We start from the raw sequence: 23,317 nt of genomic DNA on the forward strand, positions 1-23,317 counted from the left end.
CACGGCCACCTTGCCGTACGCCGGTGCGCGGTGCCGGCGCATCGCTTCCAGGGCCTCGGCGAGCCGGGCCATGACGGGGGCCGCCGCACGCGGGTCCCGGGCGAGCACCTGCTCCAGCTTCTCGCCCGGCACATCCTCGACGACGGCCAGGCCGGACGAACCGTCACCGCCGGCGCGGTCGAGGAGGCGGATGGCCGGGACACGGACGCCGAGCGCGGTCAGCCGTGCGTGCGCGGCCTCGAACAGGTCGAGCCCGAGCCCCGGCGAGAACGGGTCGGTGGGATCGTCGTCGCCCTCGGCCGCCGGCCAGTAGTTCTCGGCGTCGTCCCACAGGTAGGCGATGGCGGTCGTCGCGTCGTCCATCACCAGGCGGTACACGCCCTTCTTGCTGCCGCCCGTGACCCGCTCGACCGCCACCAGCCGCCGCCCACCGCCCAGCGCGGCCCGCGCCGCCCCCGCCAACCGCTCCCGCGCGACCACAGTCGATGCCACGTCCCGACCGCCTCTCCTCCACCACGACCCGCGCACCTTACGCGGCCACGCCCACCAACGGCGAGGCGAAACCCGGCCGAGAGCTCCTCGTGAACCGGCCCGGAGGCGACGGAACACCTGTCCTCCGAGCCGCGCGTGGAGGACTCGCGCCGCCGGAGGCTGATGTCCGCGCCCTCGCACACAGGTGTGCCGAGGGGCGGCGGTAGGGTGAAGATCCGTGACAGAACACGCAGCCCGGCACCGCCGCCATCCGCTCCCGTCCCGTCCGGTCCGCATAGCCGCCGCACAAGCACAGGCCGAGGCCGGTGGCGTCGAGGCCAACGCGGCCACCGTGGCGGCCATGGTCCATGACGCCGCCCGGGCCGGAGCCCGGCTGGTGGTCTTCCCGGAGAAGTTCCTCAGCGGCTACGAGCCCGACCTCGTCCGGTCCGATCCGCAGCGATGCGCCGTGCGGCCCGGCGACCCGCGACTGGCGCCCATCGCCGGCGCCTGCCGGGAGACCGGCACGATCGCCGTTGTCGGCGCCGCGTTCCACGATCAGGGCGATCTGTATGTGTCGGCACTGGTCGTCGACGCGGACGGGGAGCTCGCCGCCCGCTACGACAAGCAGCACCTGTTCGAGTCGGAGCGGGAGATCTACCGAGCGGGTGCGGCCGGGTGCACCCTCGAGCTCGAGGGCTGGCGCCTGGGACTGGGCATCTGCTACGACTCCGGCTTCCCCGAGCACGCGCGTGCGGCCGCGCTGGACGGCTGCCACGCCTACGTCGTCGGCGCCCTGTTCGGTGTCGGCAACGGGTACCAGGAGTCACGCACATGGTTCCCGGCACGGGCCCTGGACAACTCCTGCTACGCCGTGCTCGCCAACCACATCGGCACTACGGGGGGCTGGAACGCCTGTGGGTCCAGCGCCGTTTGGGGCCCGGACGGACGACCGCTCGCCGAGGCCGCCGTGGACCGGCCCGAGCTGATCACCGCAGACCTCGACCCTCGGGTCCTGCGCGCCGCCCGCGACGCGGAACCCGTGCCGGGCGACCCGGGCGAGACGACCACGCACACCCGGATGCGGCACCGGCTCGGCTGATCCCCTTTCGGCACCGGCGCCGAAGCCCTAGTCTCGGGGCGGAGCGGCGACGCGGAAGGACCGGGCCGTGCGAAAGACAGTGACACACCAGGCGCCGGTACCCCAGCCCGCACCGAGGAGACGCGCCCAGGACACGGCCCGGGACCTCGGCGCGGGTGCGGCCGCACGTCCCGCCGAACTCGCCGTACTCCAGCGGATGGTGGGCAACGCGGCCGTGACCCGCCGGTTGCAGCGCCAGACCGGTCCCGACGTCGGCGAGGAGGCGCGGCGGAACGCCGCCGACCCCACCGCGCACGGCGAATGGAGCACGTTCCGCGACATGATGGCCCAGGCGGGCTTCCCCGCCGATGTCACGGACGTGGCCTGGCAGCTCGTCCTCGGCGGCATCGCCGAGCAGGGCCGGCTCAACGACGAGGCCATGACGAAGTTCACCGTCCGTCAGGAGCAGCGCGACTACCGCGCGTCGAACAGCTGGTACCTGGAACTGGTGAAGGTCGTCGGCGACTACCTGGGGATCGACACACCGACGATGGCCCTCTGGTCGGGAGGCAGGGAGGTCAGCGACTACGCCCGCGCCAAGGGCCACACCCCTCTGGAGGCGACCCCGTTCGGCGGCGTGGTCGACAAGCTGACCCTGATCCCGGACTGGAAGCTCAAGACACCGATGTGGAACGTCCTGTCCAAAGCCTTCGTGAGCCGCGCCCGCGGCCCCGTCCACATCTTTCTGCGCGCGTACGAGCCCGACAGCGTCCTCATCGCACAGGAAGTGCCGCAACTGCGCGTGATCATGGCCCTCCACCCGGCGGTGGAGCTCATCTGGCACCCGGTGTACGCGGCGTCCGACGGCACGCTGATGGAGGTCACCAAGAACCTCGAACTGACCTCGGACGCGTCCTACTCCACCCGCGACGAGAGCGTACAGGTCCTCTACGACTACCTCCGCCTCCTCCACGACCCGGCCAACGCCCACTCCCGGCGCGCCCACGCGGACATGAGCGCCCGCCTCGCCGCCAACGGGAATCCCGTGTAGCCGATACCGCCGGCACCGGCCCGACGCGTGTTGAGTTCACCTATGGGCGAATTCGTGTTCCTCACCCCGGAGTACAACCACAGCTTCCCGGCGCCGGTGAAGAACGTGATCGACTGGGACTCGACCGAGTGGGCCTGCGAACCGGTCGCGTTCGTCGGATACGGCGGCTCCGGCGGGACCAGGGCGATCGCGCGGTTGCGGACCGTCGTTCCGCAACCGCGCGCCATCACGGTCCGGGAACCGGTGCTGCCGCCCGGGCGGCACAGGGCCTCCGACGCGCGGGCGGCCCGGCACCCGCGCTGACGCACACGGCGTACCCGCGCCTCGACGGGCCGCCCCGTCCGGGCCGTTGACGCATTGGTCCAGACCTTCTACGTTGAAAGCGCTCGGTCAGGCAACGCGCACACACGGTTCACCTCACCCCTGTACCACCCCCACCACCACAGGGAGAGCCATGTTCCACCGGCGCAGACCACCACGCATGCCCTCGCGCGGCAACCCGTTCGGAGCGCTCTCCGGCAGCCCCGGGCCCGGCGCCGCTCGGCACGGTGCCCGGTTCCGGCGGTGGACCGCCGGCCTGGGCGCCATGCTGCTCCTGCCGCTCGCGCTGCTCGCCGCGCTCGCCGCCCCCGCCCACGCGGCCGGCACGCTGACGGCGACGTTCACCAGCCAGGACAACGGTTCCTGGTGGAAGGGGAGTTACGTCGTCCGCAACAGCGGCGCGGCCGCCGTCAACGGCTGGACCCTGGAGTTCGACCTGCCGGCCGGGGTCTCGGTCACCGGCCACTACAACGGCGACGCGACCGTCTCCGGCCGGCACGTGACCGTGAAGAACGCCTTCTACAACGCCGGCGTCCCGGCCGGCGGCAGCACCGAACCGTACAGCTACTGGTTCATCGCCAACGGGCCGATCGCCCCCCCGACGGGCTGCACCGTCAACGGCGACAAGTGCGACGGCACCCCCGACACCCCGCCGACCGCGCCCGGCGCACCGAGGGCGACCGCGGTCACGGCGCACTCGGTCGCGCTGAGCTGGACCGCCGCGCAGGGCGGCGACCACCCCGTGGCCTCCTACGAGGTGCTCGGCGCCCCGGACACCGCGGTCACCACGACCGGCACCTCGGCCACCGTCACCGGCCTCACCCCGGCCACGAGTTACACGTTCACCGTGCGCGCCAAGGACACGCGCGGGAACGTGGGACCGGTGAGCGCCCCGCTGACCGTCAAGACCGTCGACCCGTCGACCGACCCGGTACCGCCGACCGCGCCCGGCCGCCTGCGCACCACCGGCAAGACCTCCTCCAGCGTCGGCCTGGCCTGGGACAAGTCCACCGACAACGTGGACGTGGCCGCGTACGACGTGTACCGCGGCGGCACGCTGGCGAAGTCCGTCGGCGCGGACACCACGACGGCCACGGTCGACGGGCTCTCCCCGGCCACCGCCTACACCTTCACCGTCAAGGCCCGCGACACCGCCGACAACACCTCACCGGCGTCGAACGCGCTGACCGTCACCACCGACGACGTGGCCGGGCCGGGCAAGCAGCTCAAGGTGGGCTACTTCGCGCAGTGGGGCATCTACGGCCGCCAGTACTTCGTGAAGAACCTGGACACCTCGGGTGCCGCGGCCAGGCTCGACGTCGTCAACTACGCCTTCGAGAACCTGGACCCGGTGAACCTCACCTGCCAGGCGGGCGTCACCAAGGGCGTCTCCGCCAACCCCCAGGACCCCGACGAGGGCACCGGCGCGGGCGACGCCGACGCCGACTACGCGCGTCCCATGTCGGCCGCCCAGTCGGTGGACGGTGTCGCCGACGACGGCTGGGGTAAACTCCGGGGCAACCTCAACCAGTTGCGGAAGCTCAAGGCCAAGTACCCCAAGCTGAAGGTCGTGGTGTCGATCGGCGGCTGGACGTACTCGAAGTTCTTCTCGGACGCGGCGGCCACCCAGGCCTCCCGGGAGAAGTTCGTCAAGTCCTGCGTCGATGTGTGGATCAAGGGCGATCTGCCCGTCTACAACGGCGCGGGCGGCCCGGGCACGGCCGCCGGGATCTTCGACGGCATCGACATCGACTGGGAGTGGCCCGGCTCCGAAGGGCATCCGGGCAACCACTACGGCACCCAGGACAAGGCCAACCTGACCGCGCTGCTCGCCGAGTTCCGCAAGCAGCTCGACGCGCTCGGCGGCGAACACCGGCTGCTGACCGCGTTCACCCCGGCCGACCCCGCGAAGATCTCCGCCGGCTGGGACCTGACCCGGATCTTCGACTCGCTCGACTACGCCAACGTCCAGGGATACGACTTCCACGGAGCCGGCAGCGACAACTCCTGGGAGCCGGGGCGCACCGGCCACGCCTCCAACCTGTACGCCGACGCCCAGGACCCGTACCCCTTCCACTTCAGTGTCGAGGACGCGGTCAAGGTCTATCTGGACGCCGGGGTCGGTCCGCGCAAGCTGACGGTGGGCTTCCCGTTCTACGGGCGCGGCTGGCAGGGCGTGACCGACGGCGGGGCCGCCGGTGAGTGGCAGGACGCGGGCGGTGCCGCGCCCGGCCAGTTCGACACCGAGGCCGGGGTGCGCGGCTACCACAACCTCATCACCAGCTTCCCCGGCATGACCGTACGCCACGACGAGCAGTCCGTCTCGACGTACGGCTACACCGGTCCCGGCGGCCAGTGGTGGTCGTTCGACGACGCCTGGTCGATCGGGAAGAAGACGGCCTGGATCAAGTCCAAGGGCCTGCTGGGCGGATTCGTCTGGGAGATGTCCGGCGACACACCGAACGGTCAGCTGATGACCGCGCTGGACGACGGACTGAGGTAGCCGGACCCCGGAGCCCGGCACCGCGTACGGTTCCCGGGCGGGCGGCGGGCCGCCCGCCCGGGTTCCACGTATCCGCGTGTACCTACTGCTTCTTGAAGGAGCGGATCTGGTAGGTGCCCATGAGGTTTCCGCCGTGGCCGGCGGCGGTCGAGCCGACGCGTCCGTTGAAGTTGGTCTGCTTGTAGTACTGCACGCGGTGGCCGGTGCCGTTCCACACGGACAGCACTTTCTTGCCGTTGCGGATGAAGGAACACCGGTCGGCGGTGTTCGCGACCTTCTCCTGCGTCCACTGGCAGCGGCTGCCGCGACCGTCATAGTTGCTGTAGATGCAGAAGTGTCCCGGGTCGCACCGGAAAGTCGCCGCGGAGCTCTTGCCGGCCGGGGCCGGGGCGTTGGCGGACGCGGCGGGGGTCGTGCCGAGGGCCGCGACGACGGCGAGGGAGGCGATGGCGAGCGACGTGACACGGTACATGAAGGTGGTTTCCTTTCCGCAGGTTCTGCCGTCGGTGTCACCGGACGACGGCTGACAGTGTTGTGGCCCGCACATCACGGTCACCAGAGCGTGCAGGAGGGCGCGTGAGGCGTTGTGGGTGGTTCTCCGCCGGGCGTGGCGAGCCGGGTCCTCCGGCGGAGCGAGGGGAGCGTGCCCGCGTCCGGCGCGCCGGTCACAGGACGGCGGCGAGCAGTTCCTTCGTGTAGGGGGCACCCGGTGTGCCGAAGACCGTGTCCCGAGGCCCCTCCTCCACCAGCTCGCCGTCCTTCACGACCGCGATCCGGTCGCAGAAGTGCCGTACCACCGCGAGGTCGTGGGAGATGAAGAGCAGCGACAGGCCCAGTTCCTCGCGCAGGTCCATGAGGAGATTGAGGACCTGCGCCTGGACGGAGACGTCCAGCGCGGAGACCGGTTCGTCGGCGATGACCAGGCGCGGCCGGACGGCCAGCGCGCGGGCGATGCCGATGCGCTGGCGCTGGCCGCCGGAGAACTCGTGCGGGTGGCGGGAGAGGTGCGCCGCGGACAGGCCCACCCGCTCCAGGAGTTCCACCGCCCTGTCCCGGCGCCGCGTCGCGTCCAGGTCCGTGTGGACGCGCAGTGGTGTCGTGACGATCTGCTCCACCGTCCGGCGCGGGTTCAGCGAGGCGTACGGGTCCTGGAAGACCAGCTGCACGTCCCGGCTCAGCTCGCGGCGCAGCCGCGCGTTCGTCGCCGCCGCGGAGACGTCCCGGCCGTCGAAGAGAACCTCCCCGCTCGTCGGGCGGCGCAGACCGGCCAGCACCCTCGCGATCGTGGACTTGCCCGAGCCGGACTCGCCGACCAGGCCCAGGGTCTCCCCGCGGCTCACGTGCAGGCTCACGCCGGCGACCGCGGTGTGCGGGCGGGAACGGCGACGGCCCGGGTAGTCCACGCGCAGGTCGCGTACCTCGGCCAGCACACCGGGGGCCGGAGCCGTACGCGGCCGGGCCTTCGCACGGGGCCTCGGCTCCGGATCCTCGACCGTGGGCAGACGGCTGCCGGGCGGGGTGCGCAGGGTGGGCGCCGCCTGGACCAGGGCGCGGGTGTAGGGGTGGGTAGCGGAGGTCAGCAGGCGCGCCGTGGGGCCCTCTTCCAGCGCCTCGCCGCCGCGCAGCACCAGCATGCGGTCACACGTCGCCGCCACCACGCCCACGTCGTGGGTGACGAGGACCATGGCCGTACCGGTCTCCGCGCGGAGCTCGCCGATCAGGTCGAGGACCTGGCGCTGGACCCTGGCGTCCAGCGCCGTCGTCGGCTCGTCGGCGATCAGCACGACCGGGTCGTTGACCAACGCCATGGCGATCACCACCCGCTGGCGCATGCCGCCCGAGAGGTGGTGGGGGTGGTCCGCGGCCCTGGCGGCCGGGATGCCCACCCGCTCCAGCATCGCGGCCGCCCGCCGCAGTGCCTCCTTGCGGCCCGCCCCCGGATGGTGGACGCGGTAGGCCTCGGCGATCTGCGCGCCGATGGTGTGGTACGGCGACAGCGCGTCCAGGGCGTCCTGGAAGACCATCGCGACCTCGGCGCCGCGCACCCGCTTCAGGACGGGCTCCGGCGCACCCACCAACTCCCGTCCGTCGCCGCCCAGTCGGACGCTTCCCTCGACACGGGTGCGCGCGCGATCGTGCAGGCCCAGGGCGGCCAGACCGATCGTCGACTTGCCCGAGCCGGATTCCCCGACGAGCCCCAGCACCTCACCCGGTGCCACGTCGAAGGAGATGTCCCGGACCGCCGGGACCGGGCCGTGTGCCGTGTGGAAGGTGACCGTCAAGTCGCGTACGCGCAAAGCGGGTCGTCTGTTCATGCGAGCCTCACCCGGGGATCCAGCCAGGCCACCACCGCGTCGGCGACGGCCACGAACACGACGACGGAGAACGCGGCCAGGAGCACGGTGCCGACCACCGTGGGCAGGTCGTTGCCGTTCACCGCGTCGACGGCGAGTTTGCCGACGCCGCCGAGACCGAACACGGTCTCCGTGATGAACGCGCCGCCGAACAGCGCCCCGACCTCCAGGCCGAGCAGCTGCACCAGGGGGCCGGCCGCTCCGCGCGCGGTGTACTTCAGATGGGCGCGCAGTGTGCCCAGTCCCTTGGCGCGGGCCGTGCGCACATACCCGTGGTGCATGGTCTCCAGCAGCTGGGAGCGGGTGAGGCGGGCGAAGACCGCCGCGTTGACGAAGCCGAGGACCAGCCACGGCAGGAGCAGACCCAGGGCCCACTGGGCGGGGTGGGTCGCGAAGGGGACGTAGCGGGGGAGCGGGAACAGGCCCGTGGAGTAGACGAGCAGGAACTGGAGCACGTAGCCGAGGAAGTAGATCTGGACGCTCGCGCCCAGCAGGCTGAAGCCGGACAGCAGGCGGTCCGTCATCCGGCCCCGGCGCAGCGCCGCGGCCAGGCCCGAGCCGACGCCGAGGACGAGGATCACCGTCAGGGCGCCGGCCGCGAGGGACACGGTCACCGGCAGGCGGTCGGCGATGGCGGAGACAACGGGCTGGTGGAGGGTGTAGGAGTAGCCGAGGCAGGGGGCCGGGCAGGGGATCGGGGTGCCGTCGACGTCCGCGATGGTGCGGCCGGTCACGATGCCGCCGGCGTAGTCGAGGAACTGGGCGAGGAGCGGCCGGTCGAGCCCCATGCTCGCGCGGACCGCCTCGACCTGCGCGGTGTCGCACTTGGGGCCGCAGGCGATCAGCGCGGGATCGGAGGGGGCCGCGTAGAAGAGCGCGAAGGCCAGCGCGGTGATCGCGAGGAGCACCGCCACGGCCTGCGCGGCCCTCTTGAGGAGGTATCGGGTCATGGTCGCGGGGATCAGGCGTTCTTGAGGTACAGGTCGACCGCGGCCGTGGCGCCGTAGATCGGGTGGATGGCGGCGCCGCCGACGTCCTTGCCGCGGAACTGGGAGACGCTCTTGTAGAGGAACGGCACCACGGGGACGTCCTTCATGACCGTCTCCTCCAGGCCGATCAGCTCCGCGGCCTTCCTCCGGGCGTCACCGATCCGCGCGATGCGGGCCAGTTCGGCGTCCACCCGGGGGTTGGCGTAGCGGATGGAGTTGGACAGCGGATCGAGATGGCTCTCGAAGCTGTCGGGCAGCAGGGTCGACGGGGTGGGCCAGTCCACGGAGTTGGTGGACAGCCACAGGTCGTACGGGGCGTCGTTGCGGAACACCTCGGCGTCGAAGGCGGCCGGCTGGAGGCCCTTCACCACCAGCCTGACGCCGATCCTGGCGAAGGCGTCGGCGAGGACCTGCGCGACCTGATCGTCCTGCGCGCTGTAGACGGGGTACGCGTAGGTCAGTCTGGTGACCCTCGTCCTGGCCTTGGCCAGGTGTTCCCTGGCCTTGGTGATGTCCCCGGTGGGCGCGACCGGGTAGAGGTCGTACTTCTTCCAGCCCACGACGGCCGGCGACGACAGGGTGGTCGCGAAGTCGCCGGCGTACCGGCCGCCGAGCACCTGGCGGGCCTGCCGGCGGGGGAAGACGTAGTGGATGGCCTTGCGGACCTCGGGGTCGGTGACCCGGTCGTTCTTGATGTACAGGTCCGAGGTGTAGGCACCCTGGCTGCCGGAGACGACCAACGTCCGCTTGACGGGGTCGCGTTCGACCGTGGAGATCAGCTCCGGCGGCAGTGTGCCCTTGGTGGTCAGGGTGGTCGCCCCCGTGCCCTGGCCGTTGAACACCTCCTGGGCGGTGTTGAGGACGGCCTTGCCGAAGGTGAACTCGAAGCGGTCCGGGTAGGCGTGCCGGATCGGGTCGGTGGCCGGCTTCCAGTGCGGGTTGCGCTCCAGGGTGAGGCTCTTGTTCTGCTTGTGCTCGACGATCCGGTACGGCCCGGTGGCGAAGGGCCGCACGTCGTAGCCGGTGCCCGTGTCCTTGTCGGCCCGGACCGGTGAGGAGGAGGACTGGGCGGCCATGTACGGCACGTCGGACTGGGGCTCGGGGAAGTGGAAGACGATGGTCTTGTCGTCGGGCGTCTCGATGGCCTCGAGGTCGCCGTCCTTCTTGGGGCCCCCGTACTTCCGCACCGCCTCGGTGCGGTCCTTGGAGCCGGTGAGCCACTCGGGCCAGTAGGTGGGGCCGGCCTCGAAGCCGGGGGCGAAGGTGCGCTCGATGCCGTACTTGACCTGCTGCGCGGTGACGGGTGCGCCGTCCTCCCAGGCGATGCCGTCCTTCAGGTGGTACGTCCAGGTCCGGCCGCCGTGGGAGGAGGTGCCGGTGTCGGTGGCGAGGTCGCCGACCAGCCGGGGCCTGCCGTCGACCACCTGATACTGCGTCAGCTGCCTGCCCCACAGCAGCGAGGTGCTGTACGTCTCGCCGGCGTAGATCTTCTGCGGGTCCAGGTGGGTGTAGTCGACCGGGTTGGCGATGGTGAGGGTGCCGCCCGGGCGGGCGCCGGGGATCTTCGGGGCGGGGCCCTGGCTGTCCTCGGCGGTCCCGAGGGTGGCGGTCAGTCGCCGGCCGCTCTTGGCGGCGGTGCTGTTCTTGTGTGTGTCCGCTCCCGCCCCCGCGGAGCAGGAGCACAGCAGCAGGGTGGCGGCGGTGGCGAGAGCCGGGACGGCCGCGGCGCGCGGGATGACGGTGGGCATGACGAACTCCGTTGTGTCGTACGGGTGTTGCCGGTGAGGATGAGAGGAGGCGGGGCTCAGCGGACGGTGTGCGGGTCGAGCGCGTCCCGCACGGCGTCGCCGAGGAGGTTGAAGGCGAGGACGAAGACCAGGAGCGAGACGCCGGGGAACACCATGTAGGTGGGGTCGTCGTAGAAGACCTCCGAGCCCCGGGAGATCATGCGGCCCCAGTCCGGGATGGGCTCGTTGATGCCGACGCCCAGGAAGGAGAGCGCGGCCTCGGTGGTGACGATCGCGGGCACGGCGAGGGTGATGTGCACCAGCACCGGCGCCCAGACGTTCGGCAGCAGTTCCCAAAGGACGATGTGCCGCCGGCTCGCGCCGAGTGCCCGGGCCGCCTCGACGAACTCCCGCTCGCGCAGGGATCGTACGACGGTGCGCAGCACCATCGCGAGCGGTACCCAGCCGAAGGCGGAGAAGACCAGGATGAGGACGGTGAACTGCATCCAGGCGGGTTCGCTCTCGTCGGGTCCCACGAAGCGGGTCTGGACGACCGGGCCCAGTGTGAGCAGGAACAGCAGGGCCGGAAAGGCGAGCAGGACGTTGCAGACGAAGGTGAACGCCCGGTCGACGAGGCCGCTGAGGTAGCCCGCGGTCACGCCGACGGCCACGCCGGCGACGGCGATGACGGTTCCCGACTTGCCTCGGGTGCTCCGGTAGTGGAGGAGCGCCCTGGATCACACCGGAGACGGGGTTGCCACTCCGGACACCGGACATTAGATTGGAAGATCAAAACAGTCGCAATGCCTGCGATTGCAAGGCAAACAAGATGAATGACGTTGGATTGCCAGAATGTTTCCCCGTTTACATCTCCGTCATGGAAACACCCCCATTCACCGCGAATCGCCCGGCCGGCGGAGACGAGGGTCACATCAGGCGCGTTCCGCGTCGGGGACCTACCGTGGTCGCAGTGACGCCGACGACCCGGAAGGCCGTAGCGAGGAGAACGCGATGGAGGAGCACTTCGTGTGGGTGACGACCCGCCGCATCCGGCCGGGCGGCCTGGAGGACTTCGAACGGGCGTGGCGGCCCGCGGACCGGCCGCGGGGAATGCGCCGTGCCTTCGCGTACTGGTCCGGGGACGGACAGGAGGTCACCGGAGTGTCCTTCTGGGACTCAAAGGAGGCGTGCGACTCCTGGCGGGCGTCCGAGCCCGAGGGGCAGCGGCGCGCCGCCATGGCTCCGTACGTCGTGGAGGAGCGGGAAGGCTTCTACCGGGGCCGCGAACTCGCCATCCCCGGCGGCCCACCCGACTGAGTGCGCCGCCAAGAATGCGCCGGTCTCAGTCCAGCAACTCGCGGACGAGCGCCGCCACCTGTCCGGTCTCGATCAGGAACCCGTCGTGCCCGTACGGCGACTCCAGCACCCTGAGCCGGTCGGCGCCCGGGATCAGCGCGGCCAGTTCCGCCTGCTGGGCCGGCGGATAGAGCCGGTCGGAGTCCACCCCGGCGACCAGGGTGGGCGCGGTCACCCGGCGCAGGGCGGCCCGTACACCGCCCCGGCCCCGCCCCACGTCGTGCGCGTTCATCGCCTCGGTCAGCACGACATAGCTCGCCGCGTCGAACCGGCGTACCAGCTTGGCCGCGTGGTGGTCGAGATAGGACTGCACCTGATAGCGCCCGCCTCGCCACGGGTCCTCCCCGCCCTGCGGCAGCCGGCCGAAGCGGACCTGGAGTTCGGGCTCGCTGCGATAGGTGACATGGGCCAGCCTGCGGGCCAGCCCCAGCCCGGTGTGCGGCCCGCGGCCGGTGTCGTGGTAGTCGCCCCCCTGCCAGTGGGGATCCGTGCGGATGGCGCCCACCTGGATGTCCGCCCACGCCAGTTGTTCCGCGCTCGCCGCCGCCGTCGTCGCCAGGAGCAGCAGCCGGCCCGTCCGCGCCGGGTAGGACACCGCCCACTCCACGGCCCGCATCCCGCCCATCGAACCGCCGCGCCATGCCCACCGCCCGGGGTCGGGCGCCGGGGACCCCGGCTTCTCCCTGGTGATCCTCGCGCCCAGGGAGGACATCGCCGTGCACGCCCCGGATCCGTGCGCCGCCGAACCGCTCCTGGCCTCCGGCACGCCCCATCTGTACGCCGGTGTGGTGGAGGGCACGGGCGTCGTCGGGCCGCTGGTGCTGCCCGGCGAGTCGGGCTGCGCCGGCTGTCTGGAGCTGGACCGCCGGGACCGGGACCCGGTCTGGCCCCGGCTGGTCACCCAGTGGCGTTCGGGCCGGGTCCGCCGGGTCGGGGCCTGCGATCTGGCCCTGGCCACGACGGTGGCCGGTCTCGCCGCGGCCCATGCCCTGGCCTTCCTCGACGGGCGGACACCGGCCGTCGCGGGCACCCGCTGGGAGGTCCGTCTGCCCGGCATGGACCAGCGCGCCCGCCCGGTCCGGCCGCATCCGGAGTGCGGCTGCGGTGCGGCCGGGAGAAGTAAACGGGAGCGCTCCTCAACCGACGGCGAGCGGCGCGAGACAATGGCGGTGCAACGGCCGTCGACGGAGCGACAACGCGAAGCAGGCGCGGCACGGCCGACTGGGACCTGGAGGGCGCATGTCTGATCTTCCCCGGAAGGCGGTCACCCGTACCGCCAAGCTCGCCGCGCTCCCGCTCGGCTTCGCCGGCCGGGCGACCTGGGGGCTGGGCAAGCGGATCGTGGGCGAGTCCGCGGAGCTGGTCGGCCGCGAGCTGCAACAGCGCACGGCGGAGCAGCTGTTCAAGGTGCTCGGCGAGCTGAAGGGCGGTGCGATGAAGTTCGGGCAGGCCCTGTCCGTCTTCGAGTCGGCGCTGCCGGAGGAGGTCGCCGGCCCCTACCGGGCGGCCCTGACCAAGCTCCAGGAGGCGGCCCCGCCCATGCCGACCCGCACGGTGCACGCGGTGCTCGAGGAGCGGCTGGGCCCGGACTGGCGGGAGCTGTTCGAGGAGTTCGAGGACAAGCCGGCCGCCGCGGCCTCCATCGGGCAGGTGCACCGGGCGGTGTGGCACGACGGCCGCGAGGTGGCGGTCAAGGTGCAGTACCCGGGCGCCGGTGAGGCGCTCCTGTCCGATCTCGGCCAACTGAGCCGCTTCGCCCGGCTGTTGGGCCCGCTCATCCCGGGCATGGACATCAAGCCGCTGATCGCGGAGTTGCGGGACCGGGTCTCCGAGGAACTGGACTACGGCCTGGAGGCCGAGGCCCAGGCCGCGCACGCGGAGGAGTTCGCCGGTGACCCGGACGTGGTCGTCCCGGCGGTGGTGCACCAGTGCGAGCAGGTCCTGGTGACCGAGTGGATCGACGGCATCCCGCTGTCGGAGATCATCGCGGACGGCACCGAGGAACAGCGCGACCGGGCCGGTCAGCTGCTGGCCCGCTTCCTCTTCTCGGGCCCGGCGCGCACCGGCCTGCTGCACGCCGATCCGCATCCGGGCAACTTCCGGCTGCTGCCCGGCGGCCCGGGCGGGGCGGACGACTGGCGCCTGGGCGTGCTGGACTTCGGCACGGTCGACCGGCTCCCCGGCGGTCTGCCGACCCCGATCGGCGTCTCCCTGCGGATGACCCTGGACGGCGAGGCGGAGACGGTCTACGAACTGCTCTGCGCCGAGGGGTTCGTGAAGGAGACCATCGAGCTGGACCCGGAGGCGGTCCTGGACTATCTGCTGCCGATCATCGAGCCGGCCCGGGTGGACGCGTTCACCTTCACCCGTTCCTGGATGCGCGGCCAGGCCGCCCGCATCGCCGACCCCCGCTCCCCCGCCTACCAGCTCGGCAAGCGGCTCAATCTGCCGCCGTCCTATCTGCTGATACACCGGGTGACCCTCAGCACCATCGGGGTCCTGTGCCAGCTGGGTGCCACGGTACGGCTGCGGGACGAACTGGAGGACTGGCTGCCGGGCTTCGTGACCGGAGCGGCCGAGGCCGGCCCGGAGGAGGAATCCGCCGCGGGCGCGTGATCCGGCGCGCCCCGGGATTCGTGACGAGCTCGCTCTCGGGGCGCAACGCACCGCGGGGGCCGGTCCGTTCGGCCGGACCGGCCCCCGCGGGGAGCTTTGCCTCCCGGGTCCGGGAGGCCACCGCTGCTCAGGTGTTCATCACTGCATGACGGCCATGGCGAGCGCGCGGCGCGCGCGCAGCGAGGCGCGCTCGGCCCGGCGCTGCATCCGCTGGGCGACCGCCAGGCGCATGGCCCGGCGTTCCCGTACGGCGTCATGGAGCCGGTCGTGCATATGCGCACGAGCCAGGGCTTCTTGCATGAGTTGCATCTCACGGTTCCTGTTCTGACGCGCTTCGGTCGCGCCGGTGATGGTGGAGTCTGGAATCGCGGAGCCGGCGGGCTCGCTGGTGGACGGCTTCATCGGGGCCTGCTTCTTGGGGTCGTGCGTGAGGGGGCGATCGATCGTTCCTGCGGTGTTCATGCCGTGACCGGGTTCTTCCTCGGGCGGCCACGCGGCCGCTTCCGGGCGACGACGACACCCTGGACGAACAGCTCGCCACCCCAGACGCCCCAGGGCTCGCGCCGCTCCTTGGCTCCGGCGAGGCAGGCCTCGATCAGCGGGCAGGTGCGGCACAGGGACTTGGCGTACTCCACGTCCGCGGGCGACTCGGCGAAGAAGACCTCCGGGTCGTAGGAGCGGCAGGGTACGGCTACGCCGAGGTTCTCGATGGCGTCGTCGAGCGCGGTGAGCGCGGTCAGGGGGGTCAAGGCGGAGTCCTCCGTGAGGCAGGGCGGGGGGATCGTTTGCGAAGGCGGTACGGACGGGGCGTGCGCTTCGAGTTGCACGATTGGTCTTCCTCGTCTGTTCGGTCCGGCCGGTTGACCGGGTGTCGGCTGGGTACCGGGTTCTTTTCTTGTCCCGAGGCCCCTTCGCTCCGCTGTCCCGTTCGGGACAAACAGAAGGGCCGCGGATCCCGGATGGGGTTCCGCGGCCCTGAAGGCGCCGGCCTGATCGGCGATCAGGCTGGATCACTCCAGGGTTCTGGCCCACGGAAGGCCCACATCAGGTGGTGGTGCTGCGTCGTCTGCTTCCGGAATCCGGCACCGGCCGCCGCAAAGGCATAGGCGTGCGCCTGTGCCTCTACCGCTTCCAGTGCCTTGCTCGGTCGCTCATCGCGCTCGCGGACGGGAAGACCCGCGAGGGCAATGGAGGACGCCGGACGCACGGCAGAGATGCCGGACAGACCGGTGCCCTGGTTCGAGGCGCCGAGCATGCACGTGGAGACGGTCGAGCGATCGGTCAGTTTGGCCGTGCTGATGGTGCTGAAGTTGATGCTGATCACTGGACTCGCCTCCTCTCGGCGTCTCAGGGACTGGAGTGAACCAGTCCGCTCGGATATGCAAGTACAACACGGAACCGGGGCCTTCGAGAAGGCCGCTGCTTCCGTGCCTAGAACCTATGGGGATTGCCGGGGCATGTGCAAACTATTTTTTCGACGAGTTCCGCTCAGTCGTCCCCATGGGCTTCACCAGGCTCTTGACCTGCGCAGATGGCCAGAACATCGGCGCCGTAGCTGCGCAGCTTGCGACTGAGGACACCAGGGATGCGGGCGAGTTCCGCGGAGGTCTCCGGGCAGGCTTCCGCGATGGCCATGAGCGTCCGGTCGGTGAAGACGCAGAAGTCCGGCTGGCCGCTGCGCTCGGCCTGGACGGCCCGCCACTCGCGCAATCGCTCGTAGAGCCCTTCGTCCATGTCCGAGGGGCAGTCCGCGCAGCGCATCAGCTTCATCTCGCCCGCGTCGGTGAGCGTGCGGCCGCAGACCCGGCAGCGGGCGGGGGTGCGCTGGATGCGCCGGGGGGCGGCGACGGCACCCGCGGTGAACCCGCGCTCGACTCCGCCGCCCGTGCCGGAGCCGGTGTGTCCGACGGTGGGGGTGGTACCGGGCCGCAGGCCCTCCAGGAAGCGGCTCGGTCTGCGGTTGGGGCGGCCGCCGGGCGAGCGGGACAGGGCCCAGGAGACATGGAGGCGTTCCCGGGCGCGGGTGACGCCGACGTAGAGCAGCCGGCGCTCCTCCTCGATCTGCTCGTCCGTGCGGGCGTAGGTGATGGGCATCATGCCCTCGGCGACGCCGACCAGGAAGACGACGTCCCACTCCAGGCCCTTGGCGGCGTGCAGGGAGGCGAGGGTGACGCCCTGGACGGTCGGGGCGTGCTGGGCGTTCGCCCGCTCATCCAGTTCGGCCACGAAGTCGGCGAGGGTGGCCGTGGGCCGGGCGGCGGCGAGGTCGTGGGCGAGGGCGACCAGGGCGGCCAGGGATTCCCAGCGCTCGCGGACGGCACCGGAGCCGGCCGGCGGCTCGGTGGTCCAGCCCTCGCCGGACAGCACCGCCCGCACCTGGGAGGGCAGGTCCACGGCGTCGTCCAGCAGGGAGTCGTTGCCGCCGAAGCGGGCCGCGCCGCGCAGGGCGACGCCGGCCTTGCGGACCTCGGGCCGGTCGAAGAACCGCTCGGCTCCGCGCAGCTGGTAGGGGACCCCGGCGTCGGCGAGCGCCTGCTCGTAGGTCTCGGACTGGGAGTTCGTGCGGAACAGCACGGCGATCTCGGCGGCGGGGACGCCGGCGTCGATCAGCTCGCGGATGCGCCGGGCGGCGCCCTCGGCCTCGGCGGGTTCGTCGGTGTACTCGGTGTAGACGGGCTCGGGTCCCGGGGGGCGCTGGGAGACGAGTTCCAGCCGGTGTCCGGCGGCGCGGCCCTTGGCCTGGGCGAGCAGGCCGTTGGCGAGGCGCACCACCTGGGGGGTCGAGCGGTAGTCACGGACCAGCTTGACGACCGTGGCCCCGGGGTGCCGGACGCGGAAGTCGAGCAGGTGGTCGGGGGTTGCTCCCGTGAACGAATAGATCGTCTGGCTGGCGTCGCCGACGACGCACAGGTTGTCCCGGTCGCCGAGCCACAGGTCCAGCAGCCGCTGCTGGAGGGGGCTGACGTCCTGGTACTCGTCCACGACGAAGTGCTGGTACTGCGCGCGGACCTGTTCGGCGATGTCGTGCCGGTCCTGGAGGACGGCGACGGTCAGCAGCAGGACGTCCTCGAAGTCGATCACCGCGCGGTCGCGCTTGAGGTCCTCGTAGGCGGCGTAGAGGTGGGCGATCTCGGCCGGGTCGCGGGGGGCCTCGCGGCCGGCCTTCGCGGCCGCGTACGGATAGTCGGCGGGGACGGTCTGGGTGACCTTGGACCATTCGATCTCGGCGGTCACGTCCCGCAGCTCGTTGCGGTCGAGGCGGGTGCCGAGAGACGCGGCGGCGTCGGCCACCAGCTGGATCTTGCGGTCCACCAGCCGGGGCATGGAGCCACCGATCGCTTTCGGCCAGAAGTACTGCAACTGGCGCAGCGCGGCGGAGTGGAAGGTGCGGGCCTGGACGCCCTGGGCGCCGAGCTGGCGCAGTCGGCCGCGCATCTCTCCGGCGGCGCGGGCGGTGAAGGTGACGGCGAGCACGCTGGACGGCTGCAGGATGCCGGCGCGCACCCCGTAGGCGATGCGGTGGGTGATCGCGCGGGTCTTGCCCGTGCCCGCTCCGGCCAGCACGCACACCGGACCGTGCAGGGCGGTGGCCACCTCGCGCTGCTCGGGGTCGAGCCCTTCGAGCACCGCGTCGGGCGACTCCGGTACCCGCGGGAAGAGGGTGGAATGCGTTGCTGCTGTCACACCGCCATGCTGCCAGGTCGCCCGGGACGGCTGTGCGAGTTGTCCACAGGCGAGGGCTCGCAGTCGTACTGATTACAGGCTGATCGTCGTACTGATGCGGCGGGCATCACACCGAAGGCGGGTCGGCGGGCGGCGATACCCCGCCCGGGAATGAGGCTCCGCTCGCCCGTGTTCTCCTTCGCGACGAGATTTTCCGAGCCGTGCGAGGAGAGCGAAAGACATGCAGGGCACTGTGACGATGTACAGCACGACGTGGTGTGGCTACTGCCGGCGGCTGAAGAGCCAGCTGGACCGGGAGGGCATCGCGTACAGCGAGATCAACATCGAGCAGGACCCCGAGTCCGCCGCTTTCGTGGAGAAGGCGAACGGCGGCAACCAGACGGTCCCGACCGTGCTCTTCCCGGACGGCACCACGCTGACGAACCCGTCGCTGGCCCAGGTGAAGCAGAAGCTCACCGCATAGCGCTCCGCGGCTCGCGCCGCGACCGACGTGAAAGGGCGGCCCCGCAAGACCGGGGCCGCCCTTCACGTGTCACACGAAGCCGCGGGTCGGCAGGGGCTTGCCGTACCACATCTCGATCAGCCGGGCCGCGATGGAGATGCCGTAGGGCGGCAGCACCTCGCCGGACTCGAAGGCCGCGTGCAGTTCCTCGCGGGAGAACCAGCGGGCCTCGTGGATCTCGTCGCCGTCGACGTCGATCCCTGTGGTCGTGGCGCGGGCCATGAAGCCCAGCATCAGGCTGGACGGGAAGGGCCAGGGCTGGCTGGCGACGTACTCGACCGGGCCGATGGTGACGCCGACCTCCTCGGACACCTCACGGCGCACCGCCTGCTCGATGGACTCGCCCGGCTCCACGAACCCGGCGAGCGTGGAGAAGCGGCCCTCGGGCCAGTGCACCTGCCGGCCGAGCAGGATGCGGTCCTCGTCGTCCGTCACCGCCATGATCACGGCCGGGTCGGTACGCGGGTAGTGCTCGGCGCCGCAGGCCGGGCAACGGCGGATGTGGCCGGCCGCCGCGATGACCGTGCGCTCACCGCAGCGGGAGCAGAAGCGGTGGGTGCGCTGCCAGTTCTCCAGGCCGACGGCGTGCACCATGAGCCCGGCGTCGCGCGGCGACAGCAGCAGCCCGGCCTCCCGCAGCCCCGCCGGGCGCGCGGACTGGTCGATCCGGCCGGGCAGCGAGTCCTTCTGGAGTGCGAAGTAGCTGACGCCCTCCTCGTCGATGCCGAGGAAGTAGCGGTGCGCCTCGGTGAGCGGCGCCTCGAAGGACGGCGTCATGACGAGCTCGGTCCGGCCGTCCGGCGTCTCGTCGATCAGCACCTGGCCGCCGGAGACCACGAAACAGCGGGTCGTGGGGTGGCTCCACGCCGCCGCCAGCCAGGCCTCGTCCAGCCGGTGGTGGGCGGCGCGGTCGATGCCGCTCGGGGCGGTCAGCGAGATGGGTCGATCGGCTGTGTGGTCGGTCCAGGTGGTCACGTGTGCTTCCAACTCCCCCAGTACAGCGGTTTGCGGCGGGCGGTTCGGCGGGACGTGGGCGGGAGGGCACCGGGTGGGGCGCGGGCGGGGCGGTCGGGACGGTCCTACCAGTGTGCCCCGCGCGCGGTGCCCTTCCGTACGGCGCCGGCCGGTCAGGGCGCGGTGCGCCAGTTCCGGGCCAGGTCGTCCCATAGGTAGGCGCTGGTCTCGACACCCTTGAGGAGGAGGTCCAGCTCGACCTTCTCGTTGGGGGCGTGCCAGCCGTCGGACGGGACGGAGATGCCCAGGAAGAGCACCGGGGCGCCGAGTACTTCCTGGAGGTCGGCGGCGGGCCCGGAGCCGCCCTCGCGGGTGAAGCGGACCGGCTTCTCGAAGGCGCGGCCCATGGCGCGGACCACGGACCGCAGCGCGGGGTGGTCGAGGGGGGTCAGGCACGGGCGCGTGGCCGAGCCGAAGACGGTCTCGCACCGGATGCCGGCGGGCACCTGCTCGGCGGCCCACGCGCGGACGGCCTTCTCGATGTGGTCGCGGTCCTGGCCGGCGACCAGCCGGAACGACAGCTTCACCATGGCCGTGGACGGGATGATCGTCTTGCTGCCGGGGCCCTGGTAGCCACCGCCGATGCCGTTGACCTCGGCGGTGGGCCGCGCCCAGACGCGCTCCAGGGTGGTGTACCCGGCCTCGCCGTGCGCGGCGTACGACTTGGCCGTGCGCAGCCAGCGCTCCTCGTCGAAGGGCAGCTCGGCGAACAGCTCGCGCTCGCGGTCGGTCAGCTCCACGACGCCGTCGTAGAACCCGGGTACCGCCACGCGCCCGTGCTCGTCGTGCAGGGCGGCGACCAGGCGGGCGGCGGCGGTGGCCGGGTTGGGCACGGCACCGCCGAAGGAGCCGGAGTGGATGTCCTGGTCCGGCCCGTGGAACCGGATCTCGCACTCGGCCAGGCCGCGCATGCCGGTGCACACGGTCGGGGTGTCCTCGGCCCACATGCCGGTGTCGGAGACGATCACGGCGTCGGCGGCGAGCCGGTCGGCCCGCTCCTCCACCAGCGCCCGGAAGTGCGGGGAGCCGGACTCCTCCTCGCCCTCGATCAGCAGCTTGAGGCCGACGGCCGGCGTGGTGCGGCCGGTCGTGGCGAGGTGGGCGCGGACGCCGAGTGTGTGGAAGAACACCTGGCCCTTGTCGTCGGCCGCCCCGCGCGCGTAGAGGCGGCCGTCGCGCACGACCGGCTCGAAGGGGTCGCTGTCCCAGCCGTCCTCGCGGGCGGCGGGCTGGACGTCGTGGTGGCCGTAGACCAGGACCGTGGGGGCCTTTGGGTCGTCGGAGGGCCACTCGGCGAAGACGGCGGGGGCGCCCGGGGTCGGCCAGACCTCCACGGTGGGGAAACCGGTGGCCTTCAGCTTGTCGGCGAGCCAGTCCGCGCTGCGCCGTACGTCGGGCGCTTGGTCGGGCCGGGCCGATACGGAGGGGATGCGCAGCCACGCGGCGAGGTCGTCGAGGAAGGCGGCGCGGTGCTGCTCGATGTACGTGCGGACGGCGCTGTCCGGGGTCTGGCTCATGCCACGAGCCTATCGGCCCGCACCGACAACCTCGGCGGGCGGTTCGTCACACTCAGCTCGCCTCCCGTGTGCTCTCCGTCTCACCCGTGAGCAGCCGCTCCAGCGCGGCCCGGTCCGGCAGGCCCTCGGGGCGTACGACCTCGCCGGTGCGCACGTACAGGAAGGCGGCCGTGACCGACTCGGGCGAAACGCCCTGCTGCTCGGCCCAGCCGAGGCGGTACACGGCGAGCTGGAGCGGGTCGGCGGTGCGGGTGCGGCCGGTCTTCCAGTCGAGGATCTCGTACGTCGCCTCGTCGCCGTCACCGTTCTTGTAGACGGCGTCGATGCGGCCCCGGATGACGCGGCCGGCCAGGGTGATCTGGAAGGGGGCCTCCACCCGGTAGGGCGTGCGCCGGGCGTACTCGGTGCGTTCGAAGGCCTCTTTCAGGGCTTCGAGATCGTGCTCGTCGGCGATCTCGGCGTCGCCGCCGGGCAGCTCGTCCGGCTCCAGCAGGGGCAGGGTCAGCTCCTCGAAGCGGGCCTCGACCCAGGCGTGGAACCGGGTGCCCCGGCGCGCGGCCGGTTGCGGGGGGCGCGGCATGGGGCGCGCGAGTTCCTGTGCGAGCCCGTCGGGGTCCTCGGCCAGCCGCAGCAGCTGGGACGCGGTGAGCGTGGCGGGCAGGGGGACCTCGGTGACGGCCTGCCGGGCACGCAGCAGCTCTCCGGTGAGCGCGTCCAGGTCACGGTCCCAGGAGGCGATGGCGCGGGCCTCCTCCGGGGTGAGGCCGGTGCCGGGGTGGGGCCCGGCGGCCAAGGGGCCGTCCTGCGGGGCGGACGCCTGGGGCGGGACCAGACCGGTGGGGCCGTCCGGGAAAGGGACGGGGGCGCCGCCCGGGAGTGCCTCGCGCGTCCGGCCCGCGGGCTCCCGGCCCCGGGGCTCCTCGTCGCCGTCGGGCTCGTGGCCGCAGGGCGGCGGAGCGTCGTCGTGCGGGGTGTCCTCGTACGGGTCGCCGTCGTACGGATCACCGTCGTACGGGTCGCCGGAGAGGTCTTCGTACGGCTCTTCGTCGTACGGGGCGTCGTAGGGCCCCTCGCCGTACGGGGCGTCGTACGGGCCTTCCTCCGGTGGTGCGGGCCAGTCCGGGTGTTCGTCGCCGGCGGGGTCGTGCAGGGCCGGGCCGGGGCCCTCGGGGCGGGCGGCGAGGGCGTCCAGGTGGGCGAGGACGGTGCGGGCGGCGGCGCGGCGGCGGGCCAGCGCGTCGGCGTCCAGCGGGAGCGGCCACACCTGGTCGGCGTCGGCCGTGTGCAGGGCCGGGTTCTCCGCGTCCTCGGGAGGCTCCTCCGCCCACGCCTCGATCTCGCCGTACCCGGCGGCGCAGTGGTCGTGCAGGGCCTTCAGGAAGTCGGAGGGGCCGCGCTTCTTCTTCTGGCTGGGTCCCCACCAGTGGCCGGAACCGAGCAGGAGCGAGCGCGGGCGGGTGAAGGTGACGTAGCCGAGGCGCAGTTCCTCGGTGTGCTGGTGGTCCTTCATGGCCTCGTGGAAGGACTTCATGCCGCGCGCGTCCCAGCTGTCGACGTCGGGCAGGGTGTCGGTGTCGCCGCGCAGGGCGTGCGGCAGCACCTTGGCCTGGGCGGTCCACTTCTCGCGGCCCTGGGCGCTGGGGAAGGTGCCGGTGACGAGGCCGGGGACGGCCACGACGTCCCATTCCAGGCCCTTGGACTTGTGCGCGGTGAGCACCTTGACGGTGTTCTCGCCGCCGGGCAGCGCGTTGTCGAGCCCCTTCTCGTACTGGGCGGCGGTGCGCAGGAAGCCGAGGAAGGCCAGCAGGGTGGCCTCGGTGTCGCTCGCGGCGAAGGACGCGGCGATGTCCAGGAAGTTGGACAGGGTCTCGCGGCGCCGGGCGGCCAGCGCGTGCGGTGACGCGGACAGCTCCACTTCGAGACCGGTGACGGCGAGGACGCGGTGCAGGACGTCCATCAGCGGGTCGGACAGCGAGCGGCGCAGGTCGCGCAGCTCGGCGGCGAGATGGGCGAAGCGCACGCGCGCGTCCGCCGAGAACGGCAGCCCGTCGTCGTCCCCGTAGCCGTCGGCCGGCGTTTCCAGGAAGGTGTCCAGGGCGTCGGCGAGCGATATCACCTCGGCCGGGTCGAC

General features: G+C 72.1%; 19 protein-coding genes and 3 pseudogenes. 8 read left to right on the forward strand and 14 right to left on the reverse strand.

Features of this window, described 5'->3' with window-relative positions; genetic code table 11:
* A pseudogene (locus H5J33_RS02660) lies at positions 1 to 492 on the reverse strand (aminoglycoside phosphotransferase family protein); the annotation flags it as partial.
* A 217-nt stretch (positions 493 to 709) separates the two neighbouring features.
* On the opposite strand from H5J33_RS02660, the gene H5J33_RS02665 reads away from it, so the two are divergent.
* From H5J33_RS02665 to H5J33_RS02680, 4 genes are all read left to right on the forward strand, one after another.
* Positions 710 to 1,573, forward strand: a complete 864-nt coding sequence (locus H5J33_RS02665; protein ID WP_181793167.1) for a carbon-nitrogen hydrolase family protein — start codon at positions 710 to 712, stop codon at positions 1,571 to 1,573.
* A 67-nt stretch (positions 1,574 to 1,640) separates the two neighbouring features.
* Positions 1,641 to 2,603 carry a hypothetical protein gene (locus tag H5J33_RS02670; protein WP_181793168.1) on the forward strand — a complete coding sequence of 321 codons (963 nt, stop codon included), beginning with the start codon at positions 1,641 to 1,643 and terminating at the stop codon, positions 2,601 to 2,603.
* 42 nt (positions 2,604 to 2,645) lie between these two features.
* Positions 2,646 to 2,906, forward strand: coding sequence for an NAD(P)H-dependent oxidoreductase (locus tag H5J33_RS02675; RefSeq protein WP_181793169.1), 261 nt, complete (start codon positions 2,646 to 2,648; stop codon positions 2,904 to 2,906).
* Positions 2,907 to 3,189: 283 nt separating this feature from the next.
* Positions 3,190 to 5,427 (forward strand): glycosyl hydrolase family 18 protein, encoded by a 2,238-nt coding sequence (locus tag H5J33_RS02680; protein WP_181793185.1) that lies wholly within the window; start codon positions 3,190 to 3,192, stop codon positions 5,425 to 5,427.
* A gap of 82 nt (positions 5,428 to 5,509) precedes the next feature.
* Here H5J33_RS02680 and H5J33_RS02685 read toward each other — a convergent pair whose 3' ends face one another.
* From H5J33_RS02685 to H5J33_RS02705, 5 genes are all read right to left on the reverse strand, one after another.
* Positions 5,510 to 5,899, reverse strand: a complete 390-nt coding sequence (locus tag H5J33_RS02685; RefSeq protein ID WP_181793170.1) for a peptidase inhibitor family I36 protein — start codon at positions 5,897 to 5,899, stop codon at positions 5,510 to 5,512.
* 193 nt (positions 5,900 to 6,092) lie between these two features.
* Positions 6,093 to 7,742 (reverse strand): ABC transporter ATP-binding protein, encoded by a 1,650-nt coding sequence (locus H5J33_RS02690; RefSeq protein WP_181793171.1) that lies wholly within the window; start codon positions 7,740 to 7,742, stop codon positions 6,093 to 6,095.
* Positions 7,739 to 8,731, reverse strand: a complete 993-nt coding sequence (locus H5J33_RS02695; RefSeq protein ID WP_181793172.1) for an ABC transporter permease — start codon at positions 8,729 to 8,731, stop codon at positions 7,739 to 7,741. The genes H5J33_RS02690 and H5J33_RS02695 overlap by 4 nt, the downstream gene beginning before the upstream one ends.
* Before the next feature lie 11 nt (positions 8,732 to 8,742).
* Positions 8,743 to 10,518 (reverse strand): ABC transporter substrate-binding protein, encoded by a 1,776-nt coding sequence (locus tag H5J33_RS02700; protein WP_181793173.1) that lies wholly within the window; start codon positions 10,516 to 10,518, stop codon positions 8,743 to 8,745.
* 56 nt (positions 10,519 to 10,574) lie between these two features.
* Positions 10,575 to 11,168: an ABC transporter permease gene (locus H5J33_RS02705; RefSeq protein WP_309485296.1), complete on the reverse strand. Its 594-nt coding sequence runs from the start codon at positions 11,166 to 11,168 to the stop codon at positions 10,575 to 10,577.
* A gap of 340 nt (positions 11,169 to 11,508) precedes the next feature.
* Between H5J33_RS02705 and H5J33_RS02710 the strand changes: the two genes are divergently transcribed.
* Positions 11,509 to 11,814, forward strand: coding sequence for a hypothetical protein (locus H5J33_RS02710; protein WP_181793174.1), 306 nt, complete (start codon positions 11,509 to 11,511; stop codon positions 11,812 to 11,814).
* A 25-nt stretch (positions 11,815 to 11,839) separates the two neighbouring features.
* Here H5J33_RS02710 and H5J33_RS02715 read toward each other — a convergent pair.
* Positions 11,840 to 12,505 (reverse strand): annotated as a pseudogene (locus H5J33_RS02715) (alpha/beta fold hydrolase); the annotation flags it as partial.
* Here H5J33_RS02715 and H5J33_RS02720 point away from each other — a divergent pair.
* Together H5J33_RS02720 and H5J33_RS02725 are read left to right on the forward strand one after the other, a co-directional pair.
* Positions 12,465 to 13,100 (forward strand): annotated as a pseudogene (locus tag H5J33_RS02720) (TOMM precursor leader peptide-binding protein); the annotation flags it as partial. The pseudogenes H5J33_RS02715 and H5J33_RS02720 sit on opposite strands and share 41 nt — an antisense overlap.
* A complete protein-coding gene (locus H5J33_RS02725; RefSeq protein ID WP_181793176.1) occupies positions 13,093 to 14,469 on the forward strand; it encodes an AarF/ABC1/UbiB kinase family protein in 1,377 nt (458 codons plus the stop codon). The pseudogene H5J33_RS02720 and the gene H5J33_RS02725, both read left to right, overlap by 8 nt.
* Positions 14,470 to 14,607: 138 nt before the next feature.
* Here the strand turns inward: H5J33_RS02725 and H5J33_RS02730 are convergent, their stop codons facing one another.
* The 4 genes from H5J33_RS02730 to H5J33_RS02745 all read right to left on the reverse strand — a co-directional run bounded on the left by H5J33_RS02730 (position 14,608) and on the right by H5J33_RS02745 (position 18,153).
* Positions 14,608 to 14,931 (reverse strand): hypothetical protein, encoded by a 324-nt coding sequence (locus H5J33_RS02730; RefSeq protein ID WP_181793177.1) that lies wholly within the window; start codon positions 14,929 to 14,931, stop codon positions 14,608 to 14,610.
* On the reverse strand, positions 14,928 to 15,296 hold the full coding sequence (locus H5J33_RS02735) for a WhiB family transcriptional regulator (protein WP_181793178.1): 369 nt from the start codon (positions 15,294 to 15,296) through the stop codon (positions 14,928 to 14,930). Before H5J33_RS02735 ends, H5J33_RS02730 begins: the two co-directional genes overlap by 4 nt.
* 173 nt (positions 15,297 to 15,469) lie before the next feature.
* Positions 15,470 to 15,793 (reverse strand): hypothetical protein, encoded by a 324-nt coding sequence (locus H5J33_RS02740; RefSeq protein WP_181793179.1) that lies wholly within the window; start codon positions 15,791 to 15,793, stop codon positions 15,470 to 15,472.
* Positions 15,794 to 15,957: 164 nt separating this feature from the next.
* Positions 15,958 to 18,153 (reverse strand): ATP-dependent DNA helicase UvrD2, encoded by a 2,196-nt coding sequence (locus H5J33_RS02745; protein WP_181793180.1) that lies wholly within the window; start codon positions 18,151 to 18,153, stop codon positions 15,958 to 15,960.
* Positions 18,154 to 18,373: 220 nt separating this feature from the next.
* On the opposite strand from H5J33_RS02745, the gene H5J33_RS02750 reads away from it, so the two are divergent.
* A complete protein-coding gene (locus H5J33_RS02750; RefSeq protein ID WP_181793181.1) occupies positions 18,374 to 18,616 on the forward strand; it encodes a mycoredoxin in 243 nt (80 codons plus the stop codon).
* Between the two features lie 69 nt (positions 18,617 to 18,685).
* Here H5J33_RS02750 and nudC read toward each other — a convergent pair whose 3' ends face one another.
* The 3 genes from nudC to H5J33_RS02765 all read right to left on the reverse strand — a co-directional run.
* A complete protein-coding gene (nudC, locus tag H5J33_RS02755; protein ID WP_181793182.1) occupies positions 18,686 to 19,630 on the reverse strand; it encodes an NAD(+) diphosphatase in 945 nt (314 codons plus the stop codon).
* A 152-nt stretch (positions 19,631 to 19,782) separates the two neighbouring features.
* Complete coding sequence (locus H5J33_RS02760; protein ID WP_181793183.1) at positions 19,783 to 21,186, reverse strand: dipeptidase; 1,404 nt, start codon at positions 21,184 to 21,186, stop codon at positions 19,783 to 19,785.
* A gap of 52 nt (positions 21,187 to 21,238) precedes the next feature.
* On the reverse strand, positions 21,239 to 23,317 hold a 2,079-nt coding region (locus H5J33_RS02765; RefSeq protein WP_181793184.1), incomplete at its 5' end, for a 3'-5' exonuclease.

This window comes from Streptomyces sp. WELS2 (genome assembly GCF_013870595.1).
Classification (GTDB): Bacteria; Actinomycetota; Actinomycetes; order Streptomycetales; family Streptomycetaceae; genus Streptomyces.